Origin of the sequence: Mediterraneibacter sp., assembly GCF_030825015.1 — a bacterium.
In the GTDB taxonomy this organism is placed as follows: Bacteria; Bacillota; Clostridia; order Lachnospirales; family Lachnospiraceae; genus Mediterraneibacter.
The window spans coordinates 164,364-189,299 of sequence record NZ_JAPJQP010000002.1; the positions used below are offsets into that span (position 1 = coordinate 164,364).

Below are 24,936 nucleotides of genomic sequence, written 5' to 3' on the forward strand. Positions count from 1 at the left end.
AAGCGACAAGAGATAGGACAAATAATAAACAGGAAAATAAAAGAAAACAGAGATAGAAGCAAAAGGAAGTAAAGGAGAACGTAAAGTATGATATATTGCGTGGAAGATGACGATAATATCAGAGAACTTGTCATATATACATTGGAGACAACGGGGCTTAAAGCCAGAGGCTTCGCGGATGGTTCTGCCTTTACGGAGGCTCTGGCGTTTGATACGCCGGAGCTTGTTTTGCTTGATATTATGCTGCCCGGAGAAGATGGGATGGAGATTTTGAAGAAATTAAAATCTTCTACCAAGACAAGAAATATTCCGGTAATCATGGTCACGGCAAAAGGGTCGGAGTATGATAAGGTAATCGGTCTGGACTCGGGAGCAGACGATTATGTGACAAAACCATTTGGAATGATGGAGCTTGTTTCCCGTGTCAAGGCAGTTTTGCGCAGAAGCGGAAAGACGGAAGATCGGACAGATCCGGAAGTCGAGGGCGTCCATATAGATGTAAAAAAACATGAGGTTACCGTAGATGGACAGGAAGTGGCGCTTACGCTGAAAGAGTTTGAACTTTTGGAAAAATTAATGAGAAATCAGGGGATTGTTCTGACAAGGGATCAGCTTCTGACGGAAATCTGGGGGTATGATTTTGACGGAGAGACAAGAACCGTAGACGTACATATCCGAACCCTTCGTCAGAAATTAGGAGAAAAGGGCGAGATCATTCAGACAGTACGCGGAGTCGGGTATCGCGTGGGAGGAACGGCATGAGCATCAAAAGAAAGATTCAAAAGAGTATGACAGTCATTCTGACAGTTACGCTCATCCTCTCTTATATGATCCTTTCGGTTATCCTGTATAACCGGAATATGTCTCTGCTTCAGACAGAAGTAAAGCAGGAGGCGGCATATATCCGTGAGGCGATTAATCTGTCTGACAGTAATTATATGAAACAAATGGACGAGGTTGTAGTCAGTACAAGGGTCACGCAGATCAACGCAGACGGAACTGTACTTTATGATTCCCGCAGAGATGCAGAAGTTCTTAAGAATCATGGAAATCGTAAGGAAGTCAAGGAGGCGCTTTCAAAAGGAGAAGGCGCAGATGTAAGAAAGTCGGAAACCGTCGGGAAAGATATGTATTATTATGCTCTTCTTTTGGATGACGGGACTGTGCTGCGTGTGTCAAAGTCGATAGATAATCTGGCAAGTACGGCTGTCAGTCTTATGCCGATCATGGGAATGCTTGCATGTTTGACGATTTTATTTGCCTTTGCACTTGCAAGGTGGCAGACGAATCGATTGATCAAACCAATCAATGAATTGAATTTGGAACGACCGTTGGACAATGATGTTTATGAGGAGTTAAGTCCTTTGTTAGAAGCGATGGATAGACAAAACAGAGAGAAAGAAGCGGTTGCGAACATGAGGAAAGAGTTTTCTGCAAATGTGTCGCATGAATTAAAAACGCCGCTCACATCGATTTCCGGTTATGCGGAGATTATGAAAAACGGATTAGTCCGGCCTGAAGATATTCCGGTATTTTCCGAGCGTATCTACAAAGAAGCGCGCAGGCTGATCTCTTTGATCGAAGATATTATTAAGTTATCAAAACTGGATGAAGAATCAGTGGAACTGGAAAAAGAAGAAGTGGATCTTTATGAATTGACAAGGGAGATTATCAGCAGACTTTCGCCACAGGCGGCGCAGAAGAATATCAGGATCGAGCTTTCAGGAGAGCATGTAAAATATTTCGGAATCCGTCAGATTTTAGATGAAATGATCTATAATATTTGCGAAAATGCAGTAAAATATAACTATGACAACGGAAAAGTTTCTGTCTGGGCGGGAAATACATTAGACGGACCTAAGATCAGTGTTGCAGATACTGGTATCGGAATTCCTGTGGAACATCAGGAACGTATTTTCGAACGTTTTTACAGGGTAGATAAAAGTCACTCAAAGGAGAGAGGCGGAACCGGACTCGGACTTTCAATCGTGAAGCATGGGGCGCTTTTGCATGGGGCGAAAGTCAGTGTGGAAAGTGAAGAAGGAAAAGGAACAAAGATGAGCATACAGTTTGTGTGAACGTGAAAAAAGAGATCGTACAGATTAAAATATAATTTCTCAATGAAAGGACTTGGAGACAGGTCCTTTTTTCTTACATAGAAAATTTTATTCCGGTGCAGGGAAAAACATCTCGAGAAAGTGCAAAATACATCTTTATTCTTATAAAGAAAAGTTTTAAAATTTGTTGAAAAATTATAATATTGTGCTATGATACATATAACAAATTCCGAAAGGAGGACGCTATGATCATAGAAGTTGATTTTAACAGTGATGAAGCAATCTATATCCAGCTTTGCAATCAGATCATTATGGGAATTGCCACATCGGATATTCATGAGGGGGATTCGCTTCCGTCAGTGCGGCGGCTTGCAGATACGATCGGAGTCAACATGCATACAGTGAATAAGGCGTATAGTGTACTGAAGCGGGAAGGGTATATTAGTTTGGATAAGAGAAGGGGAGCTGTGATCGCCCTTGATATTGACAAATTAGAAGAACTGCAGATGATGAGGAGACAGCTTCAGATCGTTCTTGCAAGAGGATGCTGTAAAAATATTTCACGACAGGAAGTACATGAATTAGTGGATGAGATATTTGACGACTATGAGTGATATGTTTTGGTGTATTTGAAAACAAAATAATTGACAGGAGGAGTTTATGCATATTTCATATACGAAACAGGCGGCAAATGCTATTAAGTATGCCGCGAAGAAAGCGAAGGAGATGAAGCATCCTTATATCGGTACGGAACATCTGCTGCTTGGACTGAGGGAGGAATATTCGGGCGTAGCAGGACAGGTGCTTGCTAAAAACGGAGTTGAGTCAGAGAAGATCGTGCAGCTTATGGATGAATTGATCGCTCCGCAGGAGGAAGTATTTGCTTTACAGAAACCGAAGGAGAGTCCGAGGCTTCGCTATATTCTTGAGAACAGTGAGAAGGAGGCACATCGTCTTCGAACGGCAGACGTCGGAACGGAGCATTTACTTTTGTCCATGATCCGAGATGTGGATTGTGTCGCTGCAAGAATTCTGATCACATTGAATATCAGTCTTCAAAAGCTTTTGAAAGATATTTTAAATGCTTCAGGAGTCGATCCGAAAGAATATCAGGAAGAGATCCAGGACGAGGTGAAAGGCGGCGGTTCTGTACTTGAACAGTATTGTACGGATATGACGGCGCGGGCAGAGGAAGGAAAGCAGGATCCTGTTGTGGGACGGGATGAAGAGATGTACCGTCTGATGCAGGTGCTCAGCCGCAGAACGAAAAATAATCCTTGTCTGATCGGAGAACCGGGTGTGGGAAAGACGGCAGTTGTAGAAGGATTGGCGCAGCGCATAGCAGCCGGCGTTGTTCCGGAGAAGATGAAAAAGAAACGGATCTATACGCTGGATCTTCCGGGGATGATCGCCGGATCAAAATATCGCGGTGAGTTTGAAGAACGTATGAAAGGTCTGATTTCAGAAGTGGAATCTGATGGAAATATTATCCTGTTTCTTGATGAGATCCATACGATGATCGGAGCCGGAGGCGCAGAGGGCGCGATTGATGCGTCCGGTATTTTAAAGCCTTCTCTTGCGAGAGGGGAGCTTCAGCTTATCGGGGCGACAACGATTACGGAATACCGCAAATACATTGAGAAAGACGCGGCGCTTGAGCGGCGGTTTCAGCCGGTGTCGGTAGAAGAACCGACGAAGGAGCAATGCCTGGAGATCTTGAAAGGACTAAAGGGAAGATATGAGACTCACCATAAAGTGAAGATTCAGGACGCAGCGCTTGAGGCGGCGGTTTCCATGTCGGAAAGATATATTACAGACCGCAATCTTCCTGATAAAGCGATTGACGTTCTGGATGAGTCTTGTTCTAAAGTGAGCTTAAAGGGATATAAAGTTCCGGAAAATCTGACGGCTTTTGAATTTCGGCTGAAAGAAGTGGAAAAGCAGAAAGAAGAGAGTATTAAAAACGGACGCTTCGAGGAAGCTTCGCTTCTACAGAAAGAACAAGAAGAAGCAGAACGGAAATTAGGACAGATGAAGAAGCGTTTTGAGAGAAAAACAGCATCGATCCATCCGGAAGTGAGAGAAGAAGATATCGCGGAAGTCGTTTCTGCGTGGACGAAGATTCCTGTTCAAAAACTTGCGGAGAGTGATACAGATCGGTTAAAGAAGCTGGAAAGTGTTCTTCATCAGAGAGTGATCGGTCAGGAGGAAGCTGTGACGGCAGTCTCCCGAGCTGTGAAGAGAGGACGGGTAGGACTGAAGGATCCGAGGCGCCCCATCGGTTCGTTCCTGTTTCTCGGACCGACAGGCGTTGGTAAGACCGAACTGTCCAAAGCGCTTGCAGAGGCAATGTTCGGCAATGAGGACTCAATGATTCGTGTAGATATGTCGGAGTATATGGAGAAACATTCGGTTTCCAAGATGATCGGATCGCCTCCGGGATATGTAGGACATGAGGAAGGCGGGCAGCTCAGCGATCAGGTGAGAACCCATCCGTATTCGGTTCTGCTGTTTGATGAGATCGAGAAGGCGCACCCGGATGTGTTTAATATCCTTTTGCAAGTGCTGGATGACGGACACATTACGGATTCAAAAGGGCGGAAAATCGATTTTTCTAATACGGTGATCATCATGACGTCAAACGCAGGGGCGAAGGCGATCGTAGAACCTAAAAAACTGGGATTTGCAGCGAAAGATGATCCGTCCGGTGATTATAAACGGATGAAACAAAATGTGATGGATGAGGTGAAACAGATTTTCCGACCGGAATTTTTGAATCGTATCGATGAAATTATCGTATTCCATGCACTTGAAAAGTCGCATATGAAGAAGATTGTTACGCTCATGTGCCGCGATTTTATAAAACGAATCGAAATGCAGATGGATATTCATTTGACATTGCGGGAATCTGCAAAAGCGCTGATCGTAGAAAAAGGAACAGATGCAAAATACGGAGCAAGACCGCTTCGCCGGGCGCTGCAGACAGAGCTGGAAGATAAACTTGCAGAGGCAATCCTCAACGGAGAAGTAAAATCCGGTGATTATATTGAGGCAGGAACAGTGAAGAAAACGATTCGCTTCATTCAGAAAGAGAAAACTGTATAAAGGGAGTTCACAGGATTTTACAGTGCGGCAGCCGATATTGGCTTATGTAAATAAATTGTTATTTTTTAGTCAATATTCACAGATATTTCAGTAGAAAAATCAGGTGTTTTATATTATAATGATACAAAGGTCAAAGGAATGCGGATGACAATGATTTAAGGAAGACATATCCTGTGATCACATTGTGAAATACTTAGGAGGAAAATGAAGATGGCAGCAGTGAAAGAATTATTGCGCGCGGAAAATGACGGAAGTCTCAGTTTCGGAGACTATACTCTTTCAGCAAAGACAAAAAAGGATAACTATGAATTTGAAGGAGATATTTATAAAGTAAAAACATTTTCAGAGATTACAAAACTTGAGAGGAACGGAATGTTTGTTTATGAATCTGTTCCGGGAAGCGCAGTAGAAGGATTCAAAGAGACCGACTCGGAAGTGGCGTTTTCGGTTTCTGCACAGGGAGACGTTCAGTTTACTTTAGAATTAGAGCCGGAATGCGAATATGAGGTGTTCATTGACGGAGAGTCCGCAGGAAAGATGCGCACAAACTTAAGCGGAAAGCTTAGCGTCAGCGTGGAACTTTCAGAAGGGCAGGAAGCAACGATAAAGGTTGTAAAATGCTAATATATTGATAAAAGTTTACAAAGAATTAAAATAGTTTCAGGGTGGATGCTGTATCCACCCTGTTTATCTTAAGAAGGAGAACGGATGGCAAAAGGAAAGAAGAGTATCTTTTTCTGTCAGAACTGTGGACATGAAGAAGCAAAGTGGCTGGGGCAGTGCCCGGGATGCGGTGAATGGAATACATTTGTAGAAGAAAAGATTGACAGCGGAGTGACAAAAGGAAGTACGCAGGGGGCAAGGGCGGTTCGGGAATCGGTCAGAGATGCAAAAGTGATTCCGCTGAATGATGTGACGGCGGACGATGATGTGAGATGCATCACCGGGATTAAAGAGCTTGATCGTGTACTTGGAGGGGGAATTGTTCCGGGTTCGCTTGTACTTGTAGGAGGAGATCCGGGAATTGGAAAGTCTACCCTGCTTCTTCAAGTATGCAGAAGGTTGGCGGATAAAAAGAAAATTTTATATATTTCAGGGGAAGAGTCGCAGGCGCAGATTAAATTAAGAGCGAATCGCATGGGGAAATTTTCGGATGGACTGCTTCTTTTGTGCGAGACGAATTTAGAGATTATAAGAGGAGTGATTGAAAAGGAATGTCCGGAACTTGTCGTGATCGATTCCATTCAGACGATGTACAGTGAAGACGTTTCATCTGCGCCCGGAAGCGTGTCGCAAGTAAGAGAATCTACAAATGTGTTTATGCAGTTGGCAAAAGGGCTTTGTATTCCAATTTTCATAGTCGGTCATGTGACGAAAGAAGGAACGGTGGCAGGACCAAGAGTATTAGAGCATATGGTTGATACGGTACTTTATTTTGAAGGCGACCGTCATGCGTCTTACAGGATTTTGCGCGCTGTGAAGAACAGATTTGGTTCGACAAACGAGATCGGTGTATTTGAGATGCGGCAGACCGGACTTGAGGAAGTGGAAAATCCGTCAGAATATATGTTGAGCGGCAGACCGGAGCAGTCGGCAGGATCGGTTGTCGCCTGTTCTATGGAAGGAACGCGTCCCATTCTGATCGAGATTCAGGCGCTTGTATGCAGAAGTAATTTCGGAATGCCGAGAAGGACGGCGGCAGGAACAGATTATAACAGAGTCAATCTTCTTATGGCAGTATTGGAAAAACGTCTTGGAATGGCGCTGTCGAATTCCGACGCGTATGTCAACATTGCAGGAGGAATACGGATGAATGAGCCTGCCATTGATCTTGGAATCATTATGGCGCTTGTTTCCAGTTATCGCAATCGGCCTGTTGATGAGAAGACGATCGTTTTTGGAGAAGTGGGATTAAGCGGGGAAGTCCGCGCGGTCAATATGCCGGAACAAAGAGTTGCAGAGGCGAAAAAGTTAGGTTTTGAGACATGTATTCTTCCGCAGGTGTGCATGAAAATGGTAAAAGATGTGAAAGGAATCCGGCTGATCGGAGTGAAAAGCGTCAATGAAGCAGTCGGGATGATCTGAGGCTTGTAAAATATGCGGTTGTAGAGATGGTATAAACAGAGTAGAAAACGGCATGGTTAGTCGCTGTTAATAGTAGAGCGAATCGTTGTATCCTTTTAATGGAGGTTACAGCGATTTTTCGTTTTTTGTGGCAGTAGTCTATTGACAAAATGTGGGGGGGGGTGGTAACATTTGTATGTCAATAAATTATAACATGTGTATGCTTGTTTTATTTAGATGATTTTGTGTTTAAAAAGTCATGCAATATGCATGGTGAAAATTTAAGAAGGGGGAAGCCTTATGAAATTGAAAAAAATTTTAGTAGCAACTCTTACGACATCAATGCTTTTTTCGGGAATCGCTTTTACAGGAGTTGGAGTAACAGAAGTACAGGCGGTTAATGAAGAAAGTCAAGCAGCAAGACAGATAGCAGGGAATAATATTGCCAACGGTTCTGGGATTGTTGCTTATTCGGGACAGACCGCCCCTTATGGTTCGGAATATTTGATGGATACTGGTGGAAACAATGAAAGTAACGATAATGCGAGATGGCTATCTGGTGTTGCATCAAAGAATGGAACAACTCCGACAGGAAATACATCATATATTGTGTATGATTTGGGAGAGAATGGACCACGCAGTTATGAAGGAATAAAATTAAGATTCCATAATAAAGCTTTCGCAACAAATTACAAAATTTATACAAGCGATATTAATAACTATGACAATAATCAGACAAGGATTACTCCAGAGTCAGATGGATGGAGAGTAATTGATACATTTGCACGTACGAACTATGATGCAAATACAACATTCCCATTAGATGAATTGGGAAAACAGACCGGATTAGACAGATATATTTTGTTCTGTTTTACTGATATGAATTTAAAAGGTGGAGCTAATGTTAGTAATCAAATTTCAATCCGTGAAATTGAGATTTATCATCAAGCAATTACAAGTATTACATTGCCGGAAAGTAAAGATATGACAGTGGGAGGGAAAGACACACTGGAAGTTACAATAGCACCGGATAATGCTACATACCAAGATGTTATTTGGTCGGCAGAAAATATCTCTGACGACACGGGTTCGACAACAACAGGAGATGTAGTGACTGTTGACAATGGGCAAGTAACGGCAAATTGTCCGGGGAAAGCACGTGTGACAGTGACATCTAAGGATGATGCGACAAAAACTGCAAGCTGTGTTATTACGGTTCAAGAAAACAAGGGTGACTTGAATTTAGCCATTGAAGAAGCTGGAAAGTTACAGCAGGCAGACTATACTGAAAGTTCATGGAAAACATTTACGGATGCTTTAACAGGAGCAGAAGGGGTTCGTAATGACATTTATGCAACAACAGATGAAATTGAAAATGCGATCAGTACATTGATGGAAGCACAAAATGCATTGGAGAGAGCATATAAAGTAACAGTTGATGGACAAGAAGTTGCAAAAGGTGCATACAATACAGTGGCTACACTTACTGCTCCGGAGGCTCTGGAGGGTCAGAAGTTTGCCGGCTGGGTATTAGATGGAAAAGTAGTAAGTACAGAAACTGTATACTCAATAGCAATTTCAGGTGATCTTGATTTCACAACAAAGTTTGTCAATATTGAAGAAGAAGTGACTCAAGAACCGGCAGCGCTTTTGAACGAAGTGATTATGACAACGGTAACATCTACAAAAAGTAAAGTTACATTTGTGAATCAAATCGTTATTCCGAAAGGATATAAAGTTGCAGAAGCAGGTTTTGCATATACAAAAGATGCGAGTTTGAATGAATTACACGGTGAGAACGGAATTCTAAACGATTCTAGAATTAAAAAAGTAGCAACAACAAGGTTGAATAAAAATGGACAATTTTCTGTTACATATACAAAGGTAACGAAAGGTTCCAATATTCATAGTGAGGTATATGCAAGATTGATTACACCTGCGGGAGAATCTGTTTGGGTATATTCACCATTGACAACTACAGTAATTAAATAGGAGAGAGAAAAATGAAAAAGGCTTTTGTAGAACCAAAATTAGAAATCAGTATGTTTGAGTATGAGGAGTTAATGACTGTATCGACACCTGGCATTGATACTGATGATGGGCTTGGTATTCCTGAAATTGAAGGTGGAGAGGATATGTAGATTATGAAAAAAATTGTATTCATTGCATGTCTGATATTGTTGACAGGATGTAGTGATACGTCAAAGAACTCGTCCGGTGATAAAGTTGAGGATAATCGTGATATGGCAGAAGAAGTAGAAGTGGAAGACGGTTACGATGTACCTGAAATAAATATTGAGATGGAAGAGTAGTATTTATATATGGAATGTTAGAAAAAGCAGCGTTGCTAAAGCAAGGTTTTTAGCGCGCTGCTTTATGCATATAGGAGAATTTGATGTTTTATAAAATTGGAGATGTAATTGTCAGATTTAACGGGAATAGTTCTTTTGCAAAAACGGAATGTTTGCCTTATATGGTTGAAGAGGAAGCGTTTGAGGATTTTATAGAGTTATCTTATACGAATGAGGATTTATGTCGTTATAAAGATAAATTAGGGTGTGGGGCGATTTTTGAATATAACTATACTATGAATTGTTTTGCGAAAGAAATAATTACTTATGATGCTTTTTGTTATCATTCTTCAGCATTATCAGTTGACAGAGAAGGGATTCTCTTTTCAGCAGATTCTGGGATAGGTAAGTCTACACATGCTCGATTGTGGATGCAATATATGAATAACAATCACAATATAGTTGTTTTGAATGACGATAAGCCGTTAGTGCGTATTATCGGGAAAAAACCGATTGTTTATGGAACACCTTGGGCAGGCAAGCATGCTATTCACAGCAACGGAAGTGCTCCTATAAAAGCACTTGTTTTTTTAGAACAGGCATTAGTTAATAGCATAGAAAGAGTTCCTGTGAATCAGGTATTTGATTTAGTTTTTGCGCAAGTATTGGGCGGGAAGGATCGAGAACATCTTTATCATTTGATGGAGTTGTTAGATATGTTTATTAGACAAGTCCCAATATATAAGCTGCGTTGCAATATAAGTGAAGAAGCAGTAAGGTTGGTTTATGATACAATATGGAGAAAAGAAGATGAAGATTAGAACAGGGTTAATGATGAGAAATGTAGCAGGTAGTTATGTGGTAGTGGCTGCAGGTAAGGAAGCTATTGATTTTAATGGTATGATCACTTTGAACGAAACAGGAGCTTTTTTGTGGAATAAGCTCGTAGAAGGATGCACAGAGGAAGAGTTGGTAAGTTCATTGTTAGAAGAATATGACGTATCTTTTGAACAGGCGAAAGTCAGTGTAGAGAATTTTGTGAAAGAAGTTAAGGAAAATAATTTTGTTGAAGAATAAATATACGGTTGAATTTGACAGCTTAATGGAAATAATAGAAACTAAGTTATCTCAAGGTAGCGAAGTGATTATATTAGCCACAGGTAATAGTATGATGCCGTTATTTAAACATAAAAGAGATCAGGTTTGTCTGATCAAAGAAAGAAATTTGAAGAAATATGATATGATTCTATACCGGAGATTAAATGGACAATATGTCTTACATCGTATTGTGGGTAAAAATAGTGATGGGTTTATTTTGCGGGGGGATAATCAACTGGAGAATGAGTATTCAATTCAACTAGAACAAGTAATTGCAAAAGTTATTAGTTTTAAGCGTAAAGGCAAAGATTATCGGTGTACTAATTTGATATATTCTTGTTATGCGCGAGTATGGGTGAATACATGCTGGTTGAGGCATCTTATTTTAAAAATAAAAGTTGTTTTATCCACATTTTCTAGTGTGTGGAAATAATGTTTCCCCAATATAGGAAAATATTGAAAAAATACGATGGAAAAAATATGGAAAAAATATGCGGTTGTAAAAATGGGGTAAGTAGAGTATAATAACAGTAAGTTGAAAGAGAAATGAACCTGGGATGTGCGATACCCTTGTTATTTTGAACCTACATTAGTTTAAACGGGATTCCTATATTTCTGTAATATGTCAGGCCTCCGATAGCAGTGGACGACAAAAAAGCAGATGCGGTTGCCCACCTAGCCGTGGCTAGGACTCAAAATACAAGGAACGGCATTTTGGGGAATTGCAAAAGATAAAGGCGGTCGTCCTGTACGGCCGCTTTTTGCAATGGCGATGACATAAGTCCGGGCTTGCCCGAGATCTTGGCGGCCGCTTCCAATCCCGGAATATGCCTTTTGGCGCTTTCAGTGATTCAAATGAAATTAAAATGGAATTGTAAATGTAAATATGAAAAAGTGGGAAAAGACAAAGAATCAGATATTTAAAGTTATTATAACAATCAATTCACATCATACAGGCGCTTATGCAGCACAGGCGGCTTATTTTTTTGTGCTGTCCTTGATTCCGATCTTTTTGCTTCTTCTAACGATGGTGCGGTTCACTCCGGTGACTATGAGTGAAGTGATGAAAGCAGTGCTTCAGGTGTTTCCTGAGAGTGTAGCGCCGATGATTCGTTCAATCGTATCTCAAGTATATTTCCAATCCGGGACGATCGTTCCGGTGACGATTCTCGTGGCGCTTTGGTCAGCGGGAAAAGGAGTTCTTTCTGTTACGTCGGGATTAAACAGTATTTGTGAAAATATGGAGACGCGTAATTATTTTTATTTGAGAATCAGGGCGTCATTTTATACAGTTATCTTCCTGTTGGCAATCGTAAGTTCTCTTGTATTGTCGGTATTCGGAAATCGGATCAGCGTGATGGTGTATGAACATATCCCGTTTTTGAGTAAAGTTGTTGAATTTATTATTCGGATCAGAACGTTCGTTACATTTATTGTACTGACCATTTTTTGGGATCTTGTGTACCGATTCCTTCCGAACCGCAGGAATCTGCCGAAAACAACCCTTCGAAAACAGCTTCCCGGTGCAGTGTTCACAGCATGCGGCTGGCTGCTTTTGTCGTTCTTCTTTTCGGTATATCTTGATGTATTTAAAGGCTTTACAAGTATGTACGGAAGTTTGACAACGATTATCCTTATTATGCTTTGGCTGTATGGATGTATGTACATTATACTGCTGGGCGGTGAGATCAATGCGCTTTTAGAAAAATATTTACAGAAGCGGGCGAGAAATTCAGAAAACCTCAAGCAGAAAATCAAGAACAAAACCGAAGAATAAAACAGAAGCATAATCCCCCGGATAAAAGCATAGTCTTTTGTTACGGGGGTGATTTATTATTGATCTACGTTGTGGAAAAGGGAGATACTTTGTCAAAAATTGCGGCAAGTTCGGGAGTTCCTGTTTGGAAGATTGTTTATGATAATCAACTGCAGGATAAGAATCAGATCGTGCCGGGGCAGGCTTTGCTTTTGTTAAAAGTGAAGGAAGGACAGGAGGAAGAAGATGAAAAGGATGAACAGATCAGTCTGGCAGAAGGAAAAACTGTCGGGGGATATGCCTATCCGTTTATAGATGCGGAAATATTGGAACAATCCTTTCCGGCATTGAAAGAACTTCTTGTTTTTTCTTATGGTTTTACGTTTGAAGGAGATTTGATTTTGCCTGCGCAGGATGATCTCTGGCTCGTAGAGACGGCTTGGCGTCACGGAGCAAAGCCGCTCATGGTTTTGACGCCGTTTTCGGGCGGAGCGTTTAATAATCAGCTTGTAAAAGTTCTTGTAGAAAATGCAGAAGTACAAGAACGGCTTTTGGAGCAGCTTTTGGAGGAAGTTGAGAAGCGGGGGTTTGCTGGGGTAAATATTGATTTTGAATATGTTTTGCCTGAAAATAAAGAGCAGTATGCGCAGTTGATTCAAAAGATGCGGGAAAGTATGAACAAGAAAGGGTATACGGTGTCTGTTGCAGTTCCGCCGAAAGTGTCCGACAGGCAGAAAGGTCTGCTTGTAGAAGGGGTAGATTATAAGCTGGTAGGAGAAAGTGCAGATTACGTTTTCCTCATGACTTATGAGTGGGGATATACTTACGGGCCGCCGATGGCTGTAGCGCCGCTTGATAAAGTACGGCAAGTGGCAGAATACGCGCTTGGGCAGATTCCGGCAGAAAAGCTTATCTTAGGAATTCCAAACTATGGGTACGACTGGCAGCTTCCTTATGAGCGGGGAATTACAAAAGCGCGGACGATCGGAAATATAGAGGCGGTGAATCTTGCTGTGTCGCAGGGTTCGGATATCCAGTATGCTCCAACTGCCCAAAGTCCGTGGTTTACTTATAAAACAGGCGGGATGGAACATGTGGTCTGGTTTGAAGATGTCAGAAGTATCCAGGCAAAATGGAAGTTGGTTCAAGACTTAGATCTGGCAGGCGCCTGGTATTGGAATTTAATGAGGAAATTTCGGAGCAACTGGCTGATGTTGTAATCGTTATTGTCAGATGACGAATCTCATTTTCGACATGATTTTTTTGCTTTGGAAATAATTTTCTTCATTGTGCATACGTGGAACTTCCTTTTTTGCACCAACCCATTAATTGCTTTATGTCTTTGATCTCAAGCCCGGATTTCTTCAGACATTCGATGATTCGCAAAGCTTCGATTTCTTAAGTATTGTGAAAAATTGCAGAACAAATACTTGACATGAAGTTAGGTTTAGGCTTTATGATATTAAATGAAGATATTGATGTCAATGAAAAGGAGACGATGTATTATGAATGGAAATTTTGTTTACTGCAATCCTACGAAGCTTTATTTCGGCGAAGATTCCCTTGATTTTTTGAATGAGGAGCTTCCTAAATATGGGAAAAATGTTGTGCTTGTTTACGGTGCAGGTTCGATTAAAGAAAATGGAATCTATGATAAAGTAATAAATATATTAAAAAAGAATGAAAAAAATATCGCTGAGATTGCCGGGGTTATGCCGAATCCGACTTTGGCAAAATTATATGAAGGAATTGAGATTGCCAGAAATCATAATGCAGATCTGCTGCTTGCGGTAGGCGGCGGATCGGTATGTGATTATTCTAAGGCGGTGTCTGTATCAGTGAACTGTACGGAAGATCCGTGGGAGAAATATTTTGTGCGGTTTGATGAGCCTGATTGTGAGATCGTTCCGGTTGGTTGTGTTCTGACTATGGTCGGAACAGGATCGGAGATGAACGCGGGATCGGTTATTACAAATGAGAAGACGAAGCAGAAGATCGGTCATGTGTTTGCAGATGAGAAGATCATGCCGAGATTTTCGATCTTGAATCCACGTTTTACAATGACACTGCCGCATTATCAGATGGTTTCCGGAATTTATGATATTTTTAATCATATCTGTGAACAGTATTTTTCAGATACAGACGATAACACGAGCGACTATATCAGCGAAGGTCTGATGCGTTCCCTGATCCATTCAAGCAGGATCGCAAATAAAAATCCACAGGATTATGAAGCGAGAAGCAATATTATGTGGACGGCGACATGGGCGCTCAACACGCTTGTTGCATGCGGAAAATCGACAGATTGGATGGTTCACATGCTCGGACAGGCAGTCGGAGGATATACGAACGCGACACACGGAATGACACTGGCGGCAGTTTCGCTTCCGTATTACCGCCATATTATGCCGTATGGTCTTGAAAAATTCAAACGGTTTGCAGTAAACGTATGGGGTGTGGGTACTTCAGGAAAAGAAGACCGGGAAATTGCAGAAGAAGGTTTGGCGGCGATGGAAAGCTGGATGAAAGAGCTTGGACTTGTCATGAATCTGACAGAACTTAAAGTGACAGAAGAGATGATAGAAGGTATTGCGGATGTGACGATCGTATTTGATACCGGATATAAGAAACTGGATCGAAATGAAATTATTGAAATTTTCAGGGAAAGCCTCGTATAACGAAACAGCTTCGTATAACGAAAAGTTGAACAGTCTGATCCGATTATGCTATACTTGACGGAGAACTGCTGAAAGATTCGGCAGAAAATCAGCTGTATTATGTTACAGAAAGTCAGGCGGGAAGATCGGGGAGGTTGCGATGACGGGCAGCATTACGAAAGTAGTCATATTCAGTTTTACAGAAAAAGGAACAAAACAGAATCGATATATATATAAGAAATTAAAAATGCAGGGGTATATCTGTGAGGGATATGCCCCTGCAAAGTATGTTATAGAAGATGAGTGCGGGATGAAACAACTTCCGAAAAGAAAAGAACAGTTGATCGAAGAACGATGGGGAAAGTGTGCGTTTTTGTTTATCGGTGCGGCAGGGATCGCAGTTCGTTATATCGCGCCGTATGTGAAAGACAAATTCACAGATTCGGCTGTTGTCGTGGCGGATGAAGCGGGGCAATATGTTATTCCGCTGTTGTCCGGTCATGTTGGAGGAGCGGCAGAGCTGGCGGATCAGGTGGCGGAGCTGCTCGGCGCGGTCAGTGTGCATACGACGGCTACAGATGTGCGGAAAAAGTTTGCCGCAGATGTATTTGCGAAAAAAAATGCATTGCATATTACGGATAGGGAGGCGGCAAAAAGAATCTCCGCCGCGGTGCTTGACGAAGAGCCGATCGGAATCTATGCAGAAGGAGAATATGCAGAAAATGCAGTGAAAAATTCAGAGGAAATGTTTTCAGATGAAGTTTGGATATGTAATACGGAAGAAGAAGTGATGAAATATCGGTATCGGGTAGTTGTTTCAGATTCGTTTCCTGCGGCAGATGAAAATACCCTTCTTTTAAAGCCGAAAAATGTTATTGTCGGACTTGGGTGCAGGAAAGGCATATCGGAAGAACTTTTGGAAAAAGGACTTTTGAAAATTTTAAAAGAGAATAATCTGGATATGGAACAGGTTGAAGTGATTGTGAGTATAGACCTGAAAAAAGAAGAACGTGCCGTTCTTTCGCTGGCAGAAAAGTATCAAGTTCCGTTTTTGACATATCCGGCGGAAATGCTCAAAGAGATCAAAGAGGTTTCTTCTTCTTCGTCTTTCGTTGAGAAGGTGACAGGGGTTGACAATGTGTGTGAGCGGGCGGCGCTGACTTATTGTAAAGAGCATTGTAAATACTCAGAACTGATTTTAGGTAAAAGGACTGAAGAGTCGATGACTGTGGCGATTGCGAGAAGAGTTATGGGGATGAGCGTGCGAAGGAAAAAAGATATGGAGGATAAATAAATGGCATTTGAGTTACGATTTTTAGACTGGCTTCAGACACTGCATACGCCGGTTCTGAGTGAGATGATGAAGGCGATTACTCATCTTGGAGATGCCGGAGCTTTGTGGATTATATTGGCGGCTGTGCTGCTGGCATTTCCGAAAACGAGAAAAAGCGGAGCAGTTGTTGCTGTGGCGCTTATTGTTGATCTTGTGTTATGTAACGGGATTTTAAAAAATATGGTTGCCCGCACCCGGCCGTTTGATGTAAACGAAGGAGTTTCCCTGTTGATCACAGCGCCGAAGGATTTCTCTTTTCCGTCAGGTCATACGGCGGCATCGTTTACAGCGGTTTCGGCGCTGTATTTTGCAGGGGAAAAGAAGCTTTGGAAAATAAGCTGTGCGGTGGCTGTACTGATCGCATTTTCGAGGATGTATTTGTACGTTCATTATCCGACAGACATTTTAGGCGGAATCATTGTCGGAGTTCTATCAGGATTTGCGGGGATGGCAATCATAAAAAAGCTTTGGAAAAAGGTGACAGTTCCGAATTAGATAAAAAGCTCTCATGAAGATACAAAAATGGACGAGAAGAAAGAGGAGAAAATTGTTATTATAATCTAAAGCTGTTCATTTGCAGGGAGACAGACATTATGAAAAACAAAAATCAGCATTTCTTAGCAGGCAGACGAAAACTCAGCAGATGTTTTTGGATCAAAGCTGCAGTAATCGGAGGATTCTCAGCGGCAGTGGTATTTGCGGCAGCGGCGGCAGTTTACCGAAATAATCGGTTTGATCTGAAAGTCGGAAAAGAAAAAGTTGAGAAAAAGGAATATCAGCTTTGTATGGAACTTGTAAAGTATGATACGAAGATGGAGATTCAGAAGCGTTATGATGCTCCATATGGTGAAGATTTTTGGGAGCAAAGTTATGAAGGAAAGTATGGATATGAGATTTTAGCGGATAATACGATTGAAAAGATCAAGTATATTCATGCGGTGTATGATTTGGCAGAAGAATACGGCGATGTATCTGATGGAAGCTTTGCGGCAGTTGAAAAACGCTGGGAAAAAGAAAATGCGAAGAGAAAGAAAAAGATAGAAGCCGGGGAAGTTGTTTATGGTCTGAAAGAATACACGTTTGCCCGTTATATGCAGTATGAGATCAGTATGTATAAGGAAATTTACTGTAATGATACTGACAGAAAAGAAATGGCGCTGACTGAAGAAGAGATAGCTGAATATTACAGTCAGGGAGAATGGATTTTTCAAGACAGCGAAGATAAGGCTGATCTGGAGACTGCGCGCGTTGCTGTTGAGAGAGAGTTGCGAGAGAAAAAATATGATGTCATGATCGCTCAAATGGCAGAAAATTCAAAAGTGAGCGGCAATTTAGAAGCGACAGACCGTTTTACTTTGAAGCTTATAAAGTGATAATAGTCTATAGAAAGACGGAAAATGAAAAGGCGTTTTGACCTCTTTATCGGGTGGGAAGGAGAAGAGTATGAAAAAAAGATGGGTGAGCGGAATGCTTGCATTTTTGCTTGTCGGAACAACTGTTGGATCGATGATTCCGATCAAAACGGCGCAGGCAGAAGAGAATCGTCAGGGAAAAACGTATTATGTCGATTCGGAGAACGGAAATGACAAAAATGACGGACTCTCTGAAAGAAAAGCATTTCAGACATTGGACAAAGTGAATGAGCTTACGCTTGGAGCCGGGGATCAGATTCTTTTGAAAAACGGTTCGGTGTTTGAGGATCAGGCACTTCATATTAAAGGAAGTGGCAGTGAAAGCGCTCCGATTAAAATTTCTACATACGGAGATGAAAAAGACGGACGCCCGCAGATTAATACGAATGGGCACGGGCAGTGGGAATTAAATTACGGACAGAAACTTGATAATCAGAACCACAAGTGGCACGGGACGGTATCTTCTTCTATTCTGCTGAAAGATGTAGAATATATTGAAATTGAGGGGTTGGAGATTACAAATGACCGTGATTCGGCGACAGACGCAGAGAAAGATAAAAATTATAAATATAATGATGCAGAATGTATGGACAGAACAGGAGTTGCCGGAGTTGCTCAAAATAAAGGAACGGTTGACCATATCGTGCTGGATGATCTGTATATCCACGATGTGACTGGGAATGTTTACAATAAACATATGACAAACGGCGGTATTTACTTTATTGTTGAAAAACCGGAGAATGAGAGCGCGACGGGAATTGCCAGATATAATGATGTAACGATACAGAACTGCTATCTTGATACGGTAAATCGTTGGGGAATTGCAGTTGGATATACATATGAATGGGCAAAATTTAACGGCGGCGCCTTAAGTGATGAGACGATGAAAACATATGCGTCTTCAGATGTTGTGATTCAGAACAATTATTTGAATAACGTCGGTGGAGATGCTATTACGACAATGTATCTTGACAGACCGATCATCCAGTATAATGTGTCAGAAAATGCAGCGGCTCAGATTAATACAACAGATTATACGGATCCTCAGCCACAGCTTGACGCGAATGGAAATCCGACCGGAAAGACACATACAGGCGGAAGAGTTGCGGCAGGTATATGGCCGTGGAAATGTAAAAATGCGGTTTTCCAATATAATGAATGTTTTAAGACGTTAAATGCTGCAAAAGGAAACGGGGACGGACAGCCGTGGGATGCGGATTATGGTGACGGCACAAATTATCAATATAACTACAGCCACGGAAATACGGCAAGTACGATTATGTTCTGCGGAGGGGAATCAATCAACAATACGTTCCGTTACAATATCAGTGTACATGAAGATATGGGGCCTCTCGATCCGGCAGGAAATTCAGGCAATACGCAGGTGTATAATAATACATTCGTGATCAAAGAAGGAATCCGGTCGATTTGGTACAGAGATTCCGGTCCGGTTACAATGGAAAACAATATTTTCTATTTTGATGGGGAGCAGCCGGCGCAGATTACAAACTGGAATCCGCGTAACAATAAAGTTTATTCTAACAACCTGTTTTATAATGTGAGTTCTTATCCTGACGATAAAGCGGCTGTAAAAGTGGAAAAAGGAACTCCGGTTCTTGTAGATGCAAAGTCCGGTCCGGTAAAAGCAGCGGAAGATAAGCAGGCAAGACGTCATGAAGATCCGGCGGCAACAACAGTTTTTGACGGATTTAAGCTGGCAGAAAATTCTCCGGCGATCAATAAAGGAAAAGTGGTGATCGACCGTAACGGTTATTCGATCGATCATGATTTCTTCGGACATGCAGTTACGGCAACACCGGAAATCGGAGCTGCAGAAAGTGATGTGATCGGAGATCTTGTTCTTCGTTCTGTAGTTTACCAAATCGATCAGGATGCCAGGACGATCAGCGATATACCGAAAAATACAACAGTAGAACAGTTTTGTGAAAATGCTATCGTAGATACGGGTGTGACGATAACCGTGAAAGCAAGAGACGGCAGACCTTTGGAAAATACAGATATCATCAAAGGCGGCATGACAGTAACTCTCTTAGGTGAAGGAAAAGAATCCGTTGTATATACCGTAGTTGCAAGTTCAGATAATGAACTGAAGTTATCATATTATGAAGTGAAAGAAAAGACGATCTATGTGCCGTTTACAGAGAAGAATCCGACAACGGTTGGTGAGTTGAAGAAAAATGTTGAAGCAGCTGATACGGCAGAGGTATCTGTAGTGAACGGTGAGACTGCATTGAAAGATCAGGAAAATGTTGCAGATTCAATGACAATGCGGATTACGGCAGAGGACGGAAAGACGAACGATTATACGATCAAACAGAAAAATATGTATAACTGGTCTTTAGATTATGCAGGACCGCGGCAGGGAAATGTATGGTTTGGTCAGAAGAAGGCAGTATCAGGGGAGTGGACGGAGATAAAAGAGTATGACAGTCAGTATCCGAACTGGATGGTAAATACATATTATGGCCCGGGAATCGATGAGGCGAATCATAATGTGACACCGACAGAGCAAACACACGGTCTTCTTTCAGCTCCTCCGAGTACAGGGGTTTCTACCGCTATGGCATATAGAGTGCCAAAAGACGGAACCGTATCATTTCATGTAAAAGATGACGAACCGTATTTGAGACAAAACGGAAACAGCGGCGGAACAGTAACATTAAAACTGTTATTGAATGATGAGGAAAAACAAAGTGTTATTCTTGAACAGAGTAAAGTTCAGGCAAAAGATTGGAAATCGTTTGACAAGATTGAAGTGAAACGCGGGGATTATATCCGTGTTACAGCAATTTCAAACGAAGCTCCTACAAAGCCGTCTGTTCATGTGACACCGGTTATTACGTATCTTAATGAAGGAATTGCGGATACTCAGGCTCCAGAAATTCCGGCAAATGTAAGATGTGCACATATTACAGAAACGGAAGCAAGTGTTGCGTGGGACGAGGCGCTTGATAATGTGGCGGTGACAGGATATAACGTATATGTAAACGGAACAAAACATAATACTGTTATTGTCGATAACACGCAATACAAACTGACAGAATTAGAACCTGACACAGAATATCTGATACAGATTACGGCAGTAGATGCGGCCGGAAATGAGTCTGAAAAATCCGCAGAAGTGAAATTTACGACACAGAAGGAAGAGATGATGGAACTGAAAGCTCCGGTGAACGTAAATGTTTTTGATGTGACAGAAGCAAGTGCGAAGCTGTCATGGGAGAAAGCGGAAGACGGAAAAGAAGCGGTTGGATATTATATTTATGTAGGCGGTAATAAGCTGAATAAAGAACTGATTGTATCAACATCATATGATCTTAAGAATCTAAAAGCAGATACACAGTATTCGGTACAGATCACGGCAGTAGATGCAGATGGAAATGAGTCTGAAAAATCTGAAAAAGAAACATTTAAGACATTGAAAACCGAATCGGAAAAAGAGGAACCGACACCGACTCCGGAACCAGCTCCAACCCCGGATGATAAAGATAGCATCTGTAAAACAGAAGCGGTGAAAACAGGGGATCATGGAAGCGTATTTGTATGGGCAGCAGGAATTCTTATATCTGTGTCCGCAGTGTCCGTGGTTTTAAAAAGAGGGAAATATAGATAAAAAGAAATATAAATAAGTTATGATAAAGAAGAAAAACGGTTTTGAAAAGATGAAAGTCTGTTTCAAAACCGTTTTTTGCAATGGCGATCGCTTACAATCCCGGAATGTGCCTTTTGGCACTTCCGGTGATTAAATTAATTTGCGATATTGTGATGGCGTTGTGTTTACGCAGTCACGAAATACTCTTGAGTAGTGTTGGGAATTTGTAAATCCAGATTGAAGCGCTATTTCAGTCAATGACAGTCTAGGGTCGTGCATCAGACTGATTGAATGGTTTATGCGGTACACATTAATATAGTTGGAAAGCGTAATGCCGATATGTTCCTTGAACAGTTTGCTTAAATAGCGAATGGATATATGGAGCTGGGATGCAATATCGTCCTGTTTGATCTTTTCGGCATAATGCTCTTCAATGTAACTCAGTGTATAAGCGACATAACTGTTCTGAAGCTGCGGATTAGAAAAAGGCTGAGTCGGCGTTGTGTGATCCAGTATATACAGCATTAAATTGATTAGAGAAACATTAATGTTGGCAGCAGAAAACAGGCTGTTGGAGGCAGTGTAAAGATCAATCAATTTATCAAGTATGCCATTGATTATAGTGTCTGATGAAAAACGATAATAAAAATGTGAAGAAAATAAGATCGCATGCATTAATGTGATCGGATGGACGCCTTCGTTTTCCAAAATGATATTTGAAAATATAGATGGATCAAAATGAATATGTTTGAATGTACAATCAGTTTTTTTATCTAGATAAAAGGAGTGAACGATATTAGGCAGTATCATAATAACCTCGCCTTGTGTACAATGGAGTGTTTCGGATTGAATATCCATTTGGCATTCTCCTGAAAGAATGCAGTAAATCTCGATCGTGGAATGCAGGTGATGCGGAAAAGTGTATCCGGCAGATTGGGATGTAATAACTGCACCGGATAAGATCGGGGCGGATAAAGAAATTGATTCTAGTAAATTGGTGTTGTTTTTTTGCAATACGTTCATGAGAAACCTCTTAGATTATTGTACTTATTAAATCATGGATTTGTAAATGAGCTATAATAAACGATATAAGTTTACAAGTGTATATTTTCATTATATCAAAAAAACTCCCCTTTTTCAAATTTTCTGCTATAATGTTAGTTGACACTTACTATAAGATGAGGAGTGAAAAGAATGACATTAAAAGAACTTGGCATCGGACAGAAGGGGATCATCCTGTCTGTGGGAGGCAGCGGAGCGCTCAGACAGCACTTTTTGGATATGGGGCTGATCAGGGGTGCGGAAGTAACGGTTGTGAAATATGCTCCGATGGGAGATCCGATCGAGCTGAAAATACACGGATACGAGCTGACGATCCGCTTGGATGATGCAGAGAAAATAGAAGTAAAAGAAATTAAGGCAGAAGAAAAACAAAAAGAGAGAAAAGTAAAGAGAAAATCCGCTGTCCATCCGGGGTACGGAGAGGGTGGAAAGTATCATGAGAAAGAAACGGAAAATCCTCTGGCGGACAGCGAGGTGTTGACATTTGCCCTTGTCGGCAATCAAAATTGTGGAAAAACGACGTTGTTTAATCAACTGACAGGAGCGAATCAGCATGTCGGAAATTTTCCGGGCGTGACGGTAGACCGGAAAGACGGTGTGATCAAAGGCTATAAAAATACATTGATTACAGATCTTCCGGGCATCTATTCCATGTCTCCTTACAGCAGCGAGGAGATTGTTACGCGGGAATTTTTGCTGAATGAAAAACCGAAGGGGATTATCAATATTGTTGATGCGACGAACATGGAGAGAAATCTGTATCTGACGATGCAGTTGATGGAATTAGATATGCCGATGGTTGTCGCGCTGAATATGATGGACGAATTGCGGGAAAATGGAGGCAGTGTTCATGTCAACGAGATGGAAGCGTTTCTCGGAGTGCCGGTTGTACCGATTTCGGCGGCAAAAGGAGAAGGAATCGAGGAGCTTGTAAAACATGCAGTGCATGTTGCAAAATATCAGGAAAGTCCCAGAAAGCAGGATTTCTGCGCGGATACAGAAAGTGGAATTCACAGAGGACTTCATGCGGTTATGCATCTGATTGACGATCATGCTCAGAAAGCCGGAATTCCGCTTCGGTTTGCGGCGGGCAAGATTATGGAAGGTGATGAGAAGATCGCCGGGAAATTGAACTTAAGTCAGAACGAGAAAGAGATGTTGGAGCATATCGTTGTCCAGACAGAAGAGGAAAGCGGGTTTGACCGTGCGTCTGCCGTTGCGGATATGCGATTTTCTTACATAACAGAAGTGTGTGAAACAACGGTTGTAAAACCTCATGAAAGTAAGGAACGTCTAAGAAGTAAACGCATCGACCGGATACTGACCGGAAAATATACCGGGATTCCGGCGTTTATCGCGATTATGGGTATTGTATTCTGGCTGACGTTTAACGTGATTGGCGCCGGACTGCAGTCTTTGCTGGAGATGGGGATCGGATATTTGACTGAAGTTGTGGATCGGGCAATGACGCTGGCAGGGGTGAATGAAGCGATCCATTCCCTTGTTATTGACGGCATTTTCAACGGAGTAGGAGGAGTGCTTAGTTTCCTGCCGATTATCGTGACGCTGTTTTTCTTCCTTTCTTTACTGGAGGACAGCGGATATATGGCAAGAGTCGCTTTTATTATGGACAAACTGCTTCGAAAGCTGGGGTTATCGGGAAGAAGTATCGTTCCTATGCTGATCGGTTTCGGCTGTACGGTTCCCGGCGTTATGGCAAGCAGAACGCTGCCGTCAGAGAGAGATCGGAAGATGACGATCTTGCTGACTCCATTTATGAGCTGTACGGCAAAGCTTCCGATCTATGCGTTTTTTACGGCTGTATTCTTTCCGAATCATGCCGCTCTTGTGATGATCGGACTTTATATGCTTGGAATTGTTATGGGAATTATAATGGCGCTTTTGTTTAAAGGAACGATGTTTAAAGGAGAACCGGTACCATTTGTTATGGAACTTCCGAATTATCGTTTACCGGGAATGAAAAATGTCGGACAGTTGTTATGGGAAAAGGCAAAAGATTTCCTGCAAAGAGCGTTTACAGTGATTTTTGTGGCGACGATCATCATTTGGTTTTTACAAAGCTTTGATATAAGCTTCAACATGGTAACAGATTCAAAAGACAGTATTCTTGCAATGATCGCAGGGGCAGTAGCTCCGATTTTCGCTCCGCTTGGATTCGGAGACTGGAGAATATCGACGGCGCTTGTCACCGGATTTATGGCAAAGGAAAGTGTCGTTTCCACATTGACGGTACTGTTTGGAACGACGGAAGTGCTTCTTGGAACGATCTCGGCAGCCGGCGCTGCGGCGCTTCTTGTATTCTGCCTGCTATATACACCGTGTGTTGCGGCGGTTGCATCGATCAAGCGTGAGCTTGGCACAAAATGGGCGGTTTTCGTTGTGGTCGGTCAATGTGTGATCGCATGGCTTGCGGCATTTGCAGTGCATGCCATTGCGATACTCTTTTAAAAAGAAAAGTAAAAATAAA

21 protein-coding genes and 1 other RNA gene are annotated in these 24,936 nt (G+C 41.8%); 21 read left to right on the plus strand and 1 reads right to left on the minus strand.

Annotated features, from left to right (window positions below; genetic code table 11):
* Positions 1-87 precede the first annotated feature (87 nt).
* From RCH61_RS02455 to RCH61_RS02550, 20 genes are all read left to right on the plus strand, one after another.
* The gene (locus RCH61_RS02455; protein ID WP_178006338.1) at positions 88-762 is read left to right on the plus strand and encodes a winged helix-turn-helix domain-containing protein; all 675 of its coding nucleotides are present in this window, start codon (positions 88-90) and stop codon (positions 760-762) included.
* Complete coding sequence (locus tag RCH61_RS02460; protein ID WP_178006337.1) at positions 759-2,078, plus strand: sensor histidine kinase; 1,320 nt, start codon at positions 759-761, stop codon at positions 2,076-2,078. Before RCH61_RS02455 ends, RCH61_RS02460 begins: the two co-directional genes overlap by 4 nt.
* Before the next feature lie 224 nt (positions 2,079-2,302).
* A complete protein-coding gene (locus RCH61_RS02465) occupies positions 2,303-2,671 on the plus strand; it encodes a GntR family transcriptional regulator (protein ID WP_178006336.1) in 369 nt (122 codons plus the stop codon).
* A gap of 46 nt (positions 2,672-2,717) precedes the next feature.
* Positions 2,718-5,162, plus strand: a complete 2,445-nt coding sequence (locus RCH61_RS02470; protein WP_178006335.1) for an ATP-dependent Clp protease ATP-binding subunit — start codon at positions 2,718-2,720, stop codon at positions 5,160-5,162.
* Between the two features lie 210 nt (positions 5,163-5,372).
* Positions 5,373-5,786: an endosialidase gene (locus tag RCH61_RS02475; protein ID WP_178006334.1), complete on the plus strand. Its 414-nt coding sequence runs from the start codon at positions 5,373-5,375 to the stop codon at positions 5,784-5,786.
* Between the two features lie 84 nt (positions 5,787-5,870).
* Positions 5,871-7,247, plus strand: coding sequence for a DNA repair protein RadA (radA, locus tag RCH61_RS02480; RefSeq protein ID WP_178006333.1), 1,377 nt, complete (start codon positions 5,871-5,873; stop codon positions 7,245-7,247).
* 279 nt (positions 7,248-7,526) lie between these two features.
* Positions 7,527-9,218 (plus strand): hypothetical protein, encoded by a 1,692-nt coding sequence (locus RCH61_RS02485; RefSeq protein WP_306479776.1) that lies wholly within the window; start codon positions 7,527-7,529, stop codon positions 9,216-9,218.
* An 11-nt stretch (positions 9,219-9,229) separates the two neighbouring features.
* A complete protein-coding gene (locus RCH61_RS02490) occupies positions 9,230-9,367 on the plus strand; it encodes a hypothetical protein (RefSeq protein ID WP_178006331.1) in 138 nt (45 codons plus the stop codon).
* Positions 9,368-9,370: 3 nt separating this feature from the next.
* Positions 9,371-9,538, plus strand: coding sequence for a hypothetical protein (locus RCH61_RS02495; protein WP_306479777.1), 168 nt, complete (start codon positions 9,371-9,373; stop codon positions 9,536-9,538).
* A gap of 83 nt (positions 9,539-9,621) precedes the next feature.
* Positions 9,622-10,338: a hypothetical protein gene (locus RCH61_RS02500; protein WP_306479778.1), complete on the plus strand. Its 717-nt coding sequence runs from the start codon at positions 9,622-9,624 to the stop codon at positions 10,336-10,338.
* On the plus strand, positions 10,328-10,594 hold the full coding sequence (locus RCH61_RS02505; RefSeq protein ID WP_306479779.1) for a PqqD family protein: 267 nt from the start codon (positions 10,328-10,330) through the stop codon (positions 10,592-10,594). Before RCH61_RS02500 ends, RCH61_RS02505 begins: the two co-directional genes overlap by 11 nt.
* Positions 10,581-11,048 carry a S26 family signal peptidase gene (locus tag RCH61_RS02510; RefSeq protein WP_306479780.1) on the plus strand — a complete coding sequence of 156 codons (468 nt, stop codon included), beginning with the start codon at positions 10,581-10,583 and terminating at the stop codon, positions 11,046-11,048. Before RCH61_RS02505 ends, RCH61_RS02510 begins: the two co-directional genes overlap by 14 nt.
* Positions 11,049-11,161: 113 nt before the next feature.
* Positions 11,162-11,340, plus strand: a non-coding RNA gene (gene ssrS / locus RCH61_RS02515) — 6S RNA.
* 161 nt (positions 11,341-11,501) lie between these two features.
* The gene (locus RCH61_RS02520; RefSeq protein ID WP_306479781.1) at positions 11,502-12,392 is read left to right on the plus strand and encodes a YihY/virulence factor BrkB family protein; all 891 of its coding nucleotides are present in this window, start codon (positions 11,502-11,504) and stop codon (positions 12,390-12,392) included.
* A 59-nt stretch (positions 12,393-12,451) separates the two neighbouring features.
* On the plus strand, positions 12,452-13,591 hold the full coding sequence (locus RCH61_RS02525) for a LysM peptidoglycan-binding domain-containing protein (protein ID WP_306479782.1): 1,140 nt from the start codon (positions 12,452-12,454) through the stop codon (positions 13,589-13,591).
* Between the two features lie 285 nt (positions 13,592-13,876).
* Positions 13,877-15,049, plus strand: a complete 1,173-nt coding sequence (locus RCH61_RS02530; protein WP_306479783.1) for an iron-containing alcohol dehydrogenase — start codon at positions 13,877-13,879, stop codon at positions 15,047-15,049.
* Between the two features lie 139 nt (positions 15,050-15,188).
* The gene (locus RCH61_RS02535) at positions 15,189-16,322 is read left to right on the plus strand and encodes a cobalt-precorrin 5A hydrolase (protein WP_306479784.1); all 1,134 of its coding nucleotides are present in this window, start codon (positions 15,189-15,191) and stop codon (positions 16,320-16,322) included.
* Positions 16,323-16,856, plus strand: a complete 534-nt coding sequence (locus RCH61_RS02540; protein ID WP_306479785.1) for a phosphatase PAP2 family protein — start codon at positions 16,323-16,325, stop codon at positions 16,854-16,856.
* 98 nt (positions 16,857-16,954) lie between these two features.
* Positions 16,955-17,734 carry a hypothetical protein gene (locus tag RCH61_RS02545; protein ID WP_306479786.1) on the plus strand — a complete coding sequence of 260 codons (780 nt, stop codon included), beginning with the start codon at positions 16,955-16,957 and terminating at the stop codon, positions 17,732-17,734.
* 70 nt (positions 17,735-17,804) lie between these two features.
* Positions 17,805-21,407 carry a fibronectin type III domain-containing protein gene (locus RCH61_RS02550; protein ID WP_178007753.1) on the plus strand — a complete coding sequence of 1,201 codons (3,603 nt, stop codon included), beginning with the start codon at positions 17,805-17,807 and terminating at the stop codon, positions 21,405-21,407.
* Positions 21,408-21,536: 129 nt separating this feature from the next.
* Here RCH61_RS02550 and RCH61_RS02555 read toward each other — a convergent pair whose 3' ends face one another.
* Positions 21,537-22,409 (minus strand): AraC family transcriptional regulator, encoded by an 873-nt coding sequence (locus RCH61_RS02555; RefSeq protein WP_178007752.1) that lies wholly within the window; start codon positions 22,407-22,409, stop codon positions 21,537-21,539.
* Positions 22,410-22,580: 171 nt separating this feature from the next.
* Between RCH61_RS02555 and feoB the strand changes: the two genes are divergently transcribed.
* Positions 22,581-24,917, plus strand: a complete 2,337-nt coding sequence (gene feoB / locus RCH61_RS02560) for a ferrous iron transport protein B (protein ID WP_306479787.1) — start codon at positions 22,581-22,583, stop codon at positions 24,915-24,917.
* The last annotated feature ends 19 nt before the right edge of the window (positions 24,918-24,936 follow it).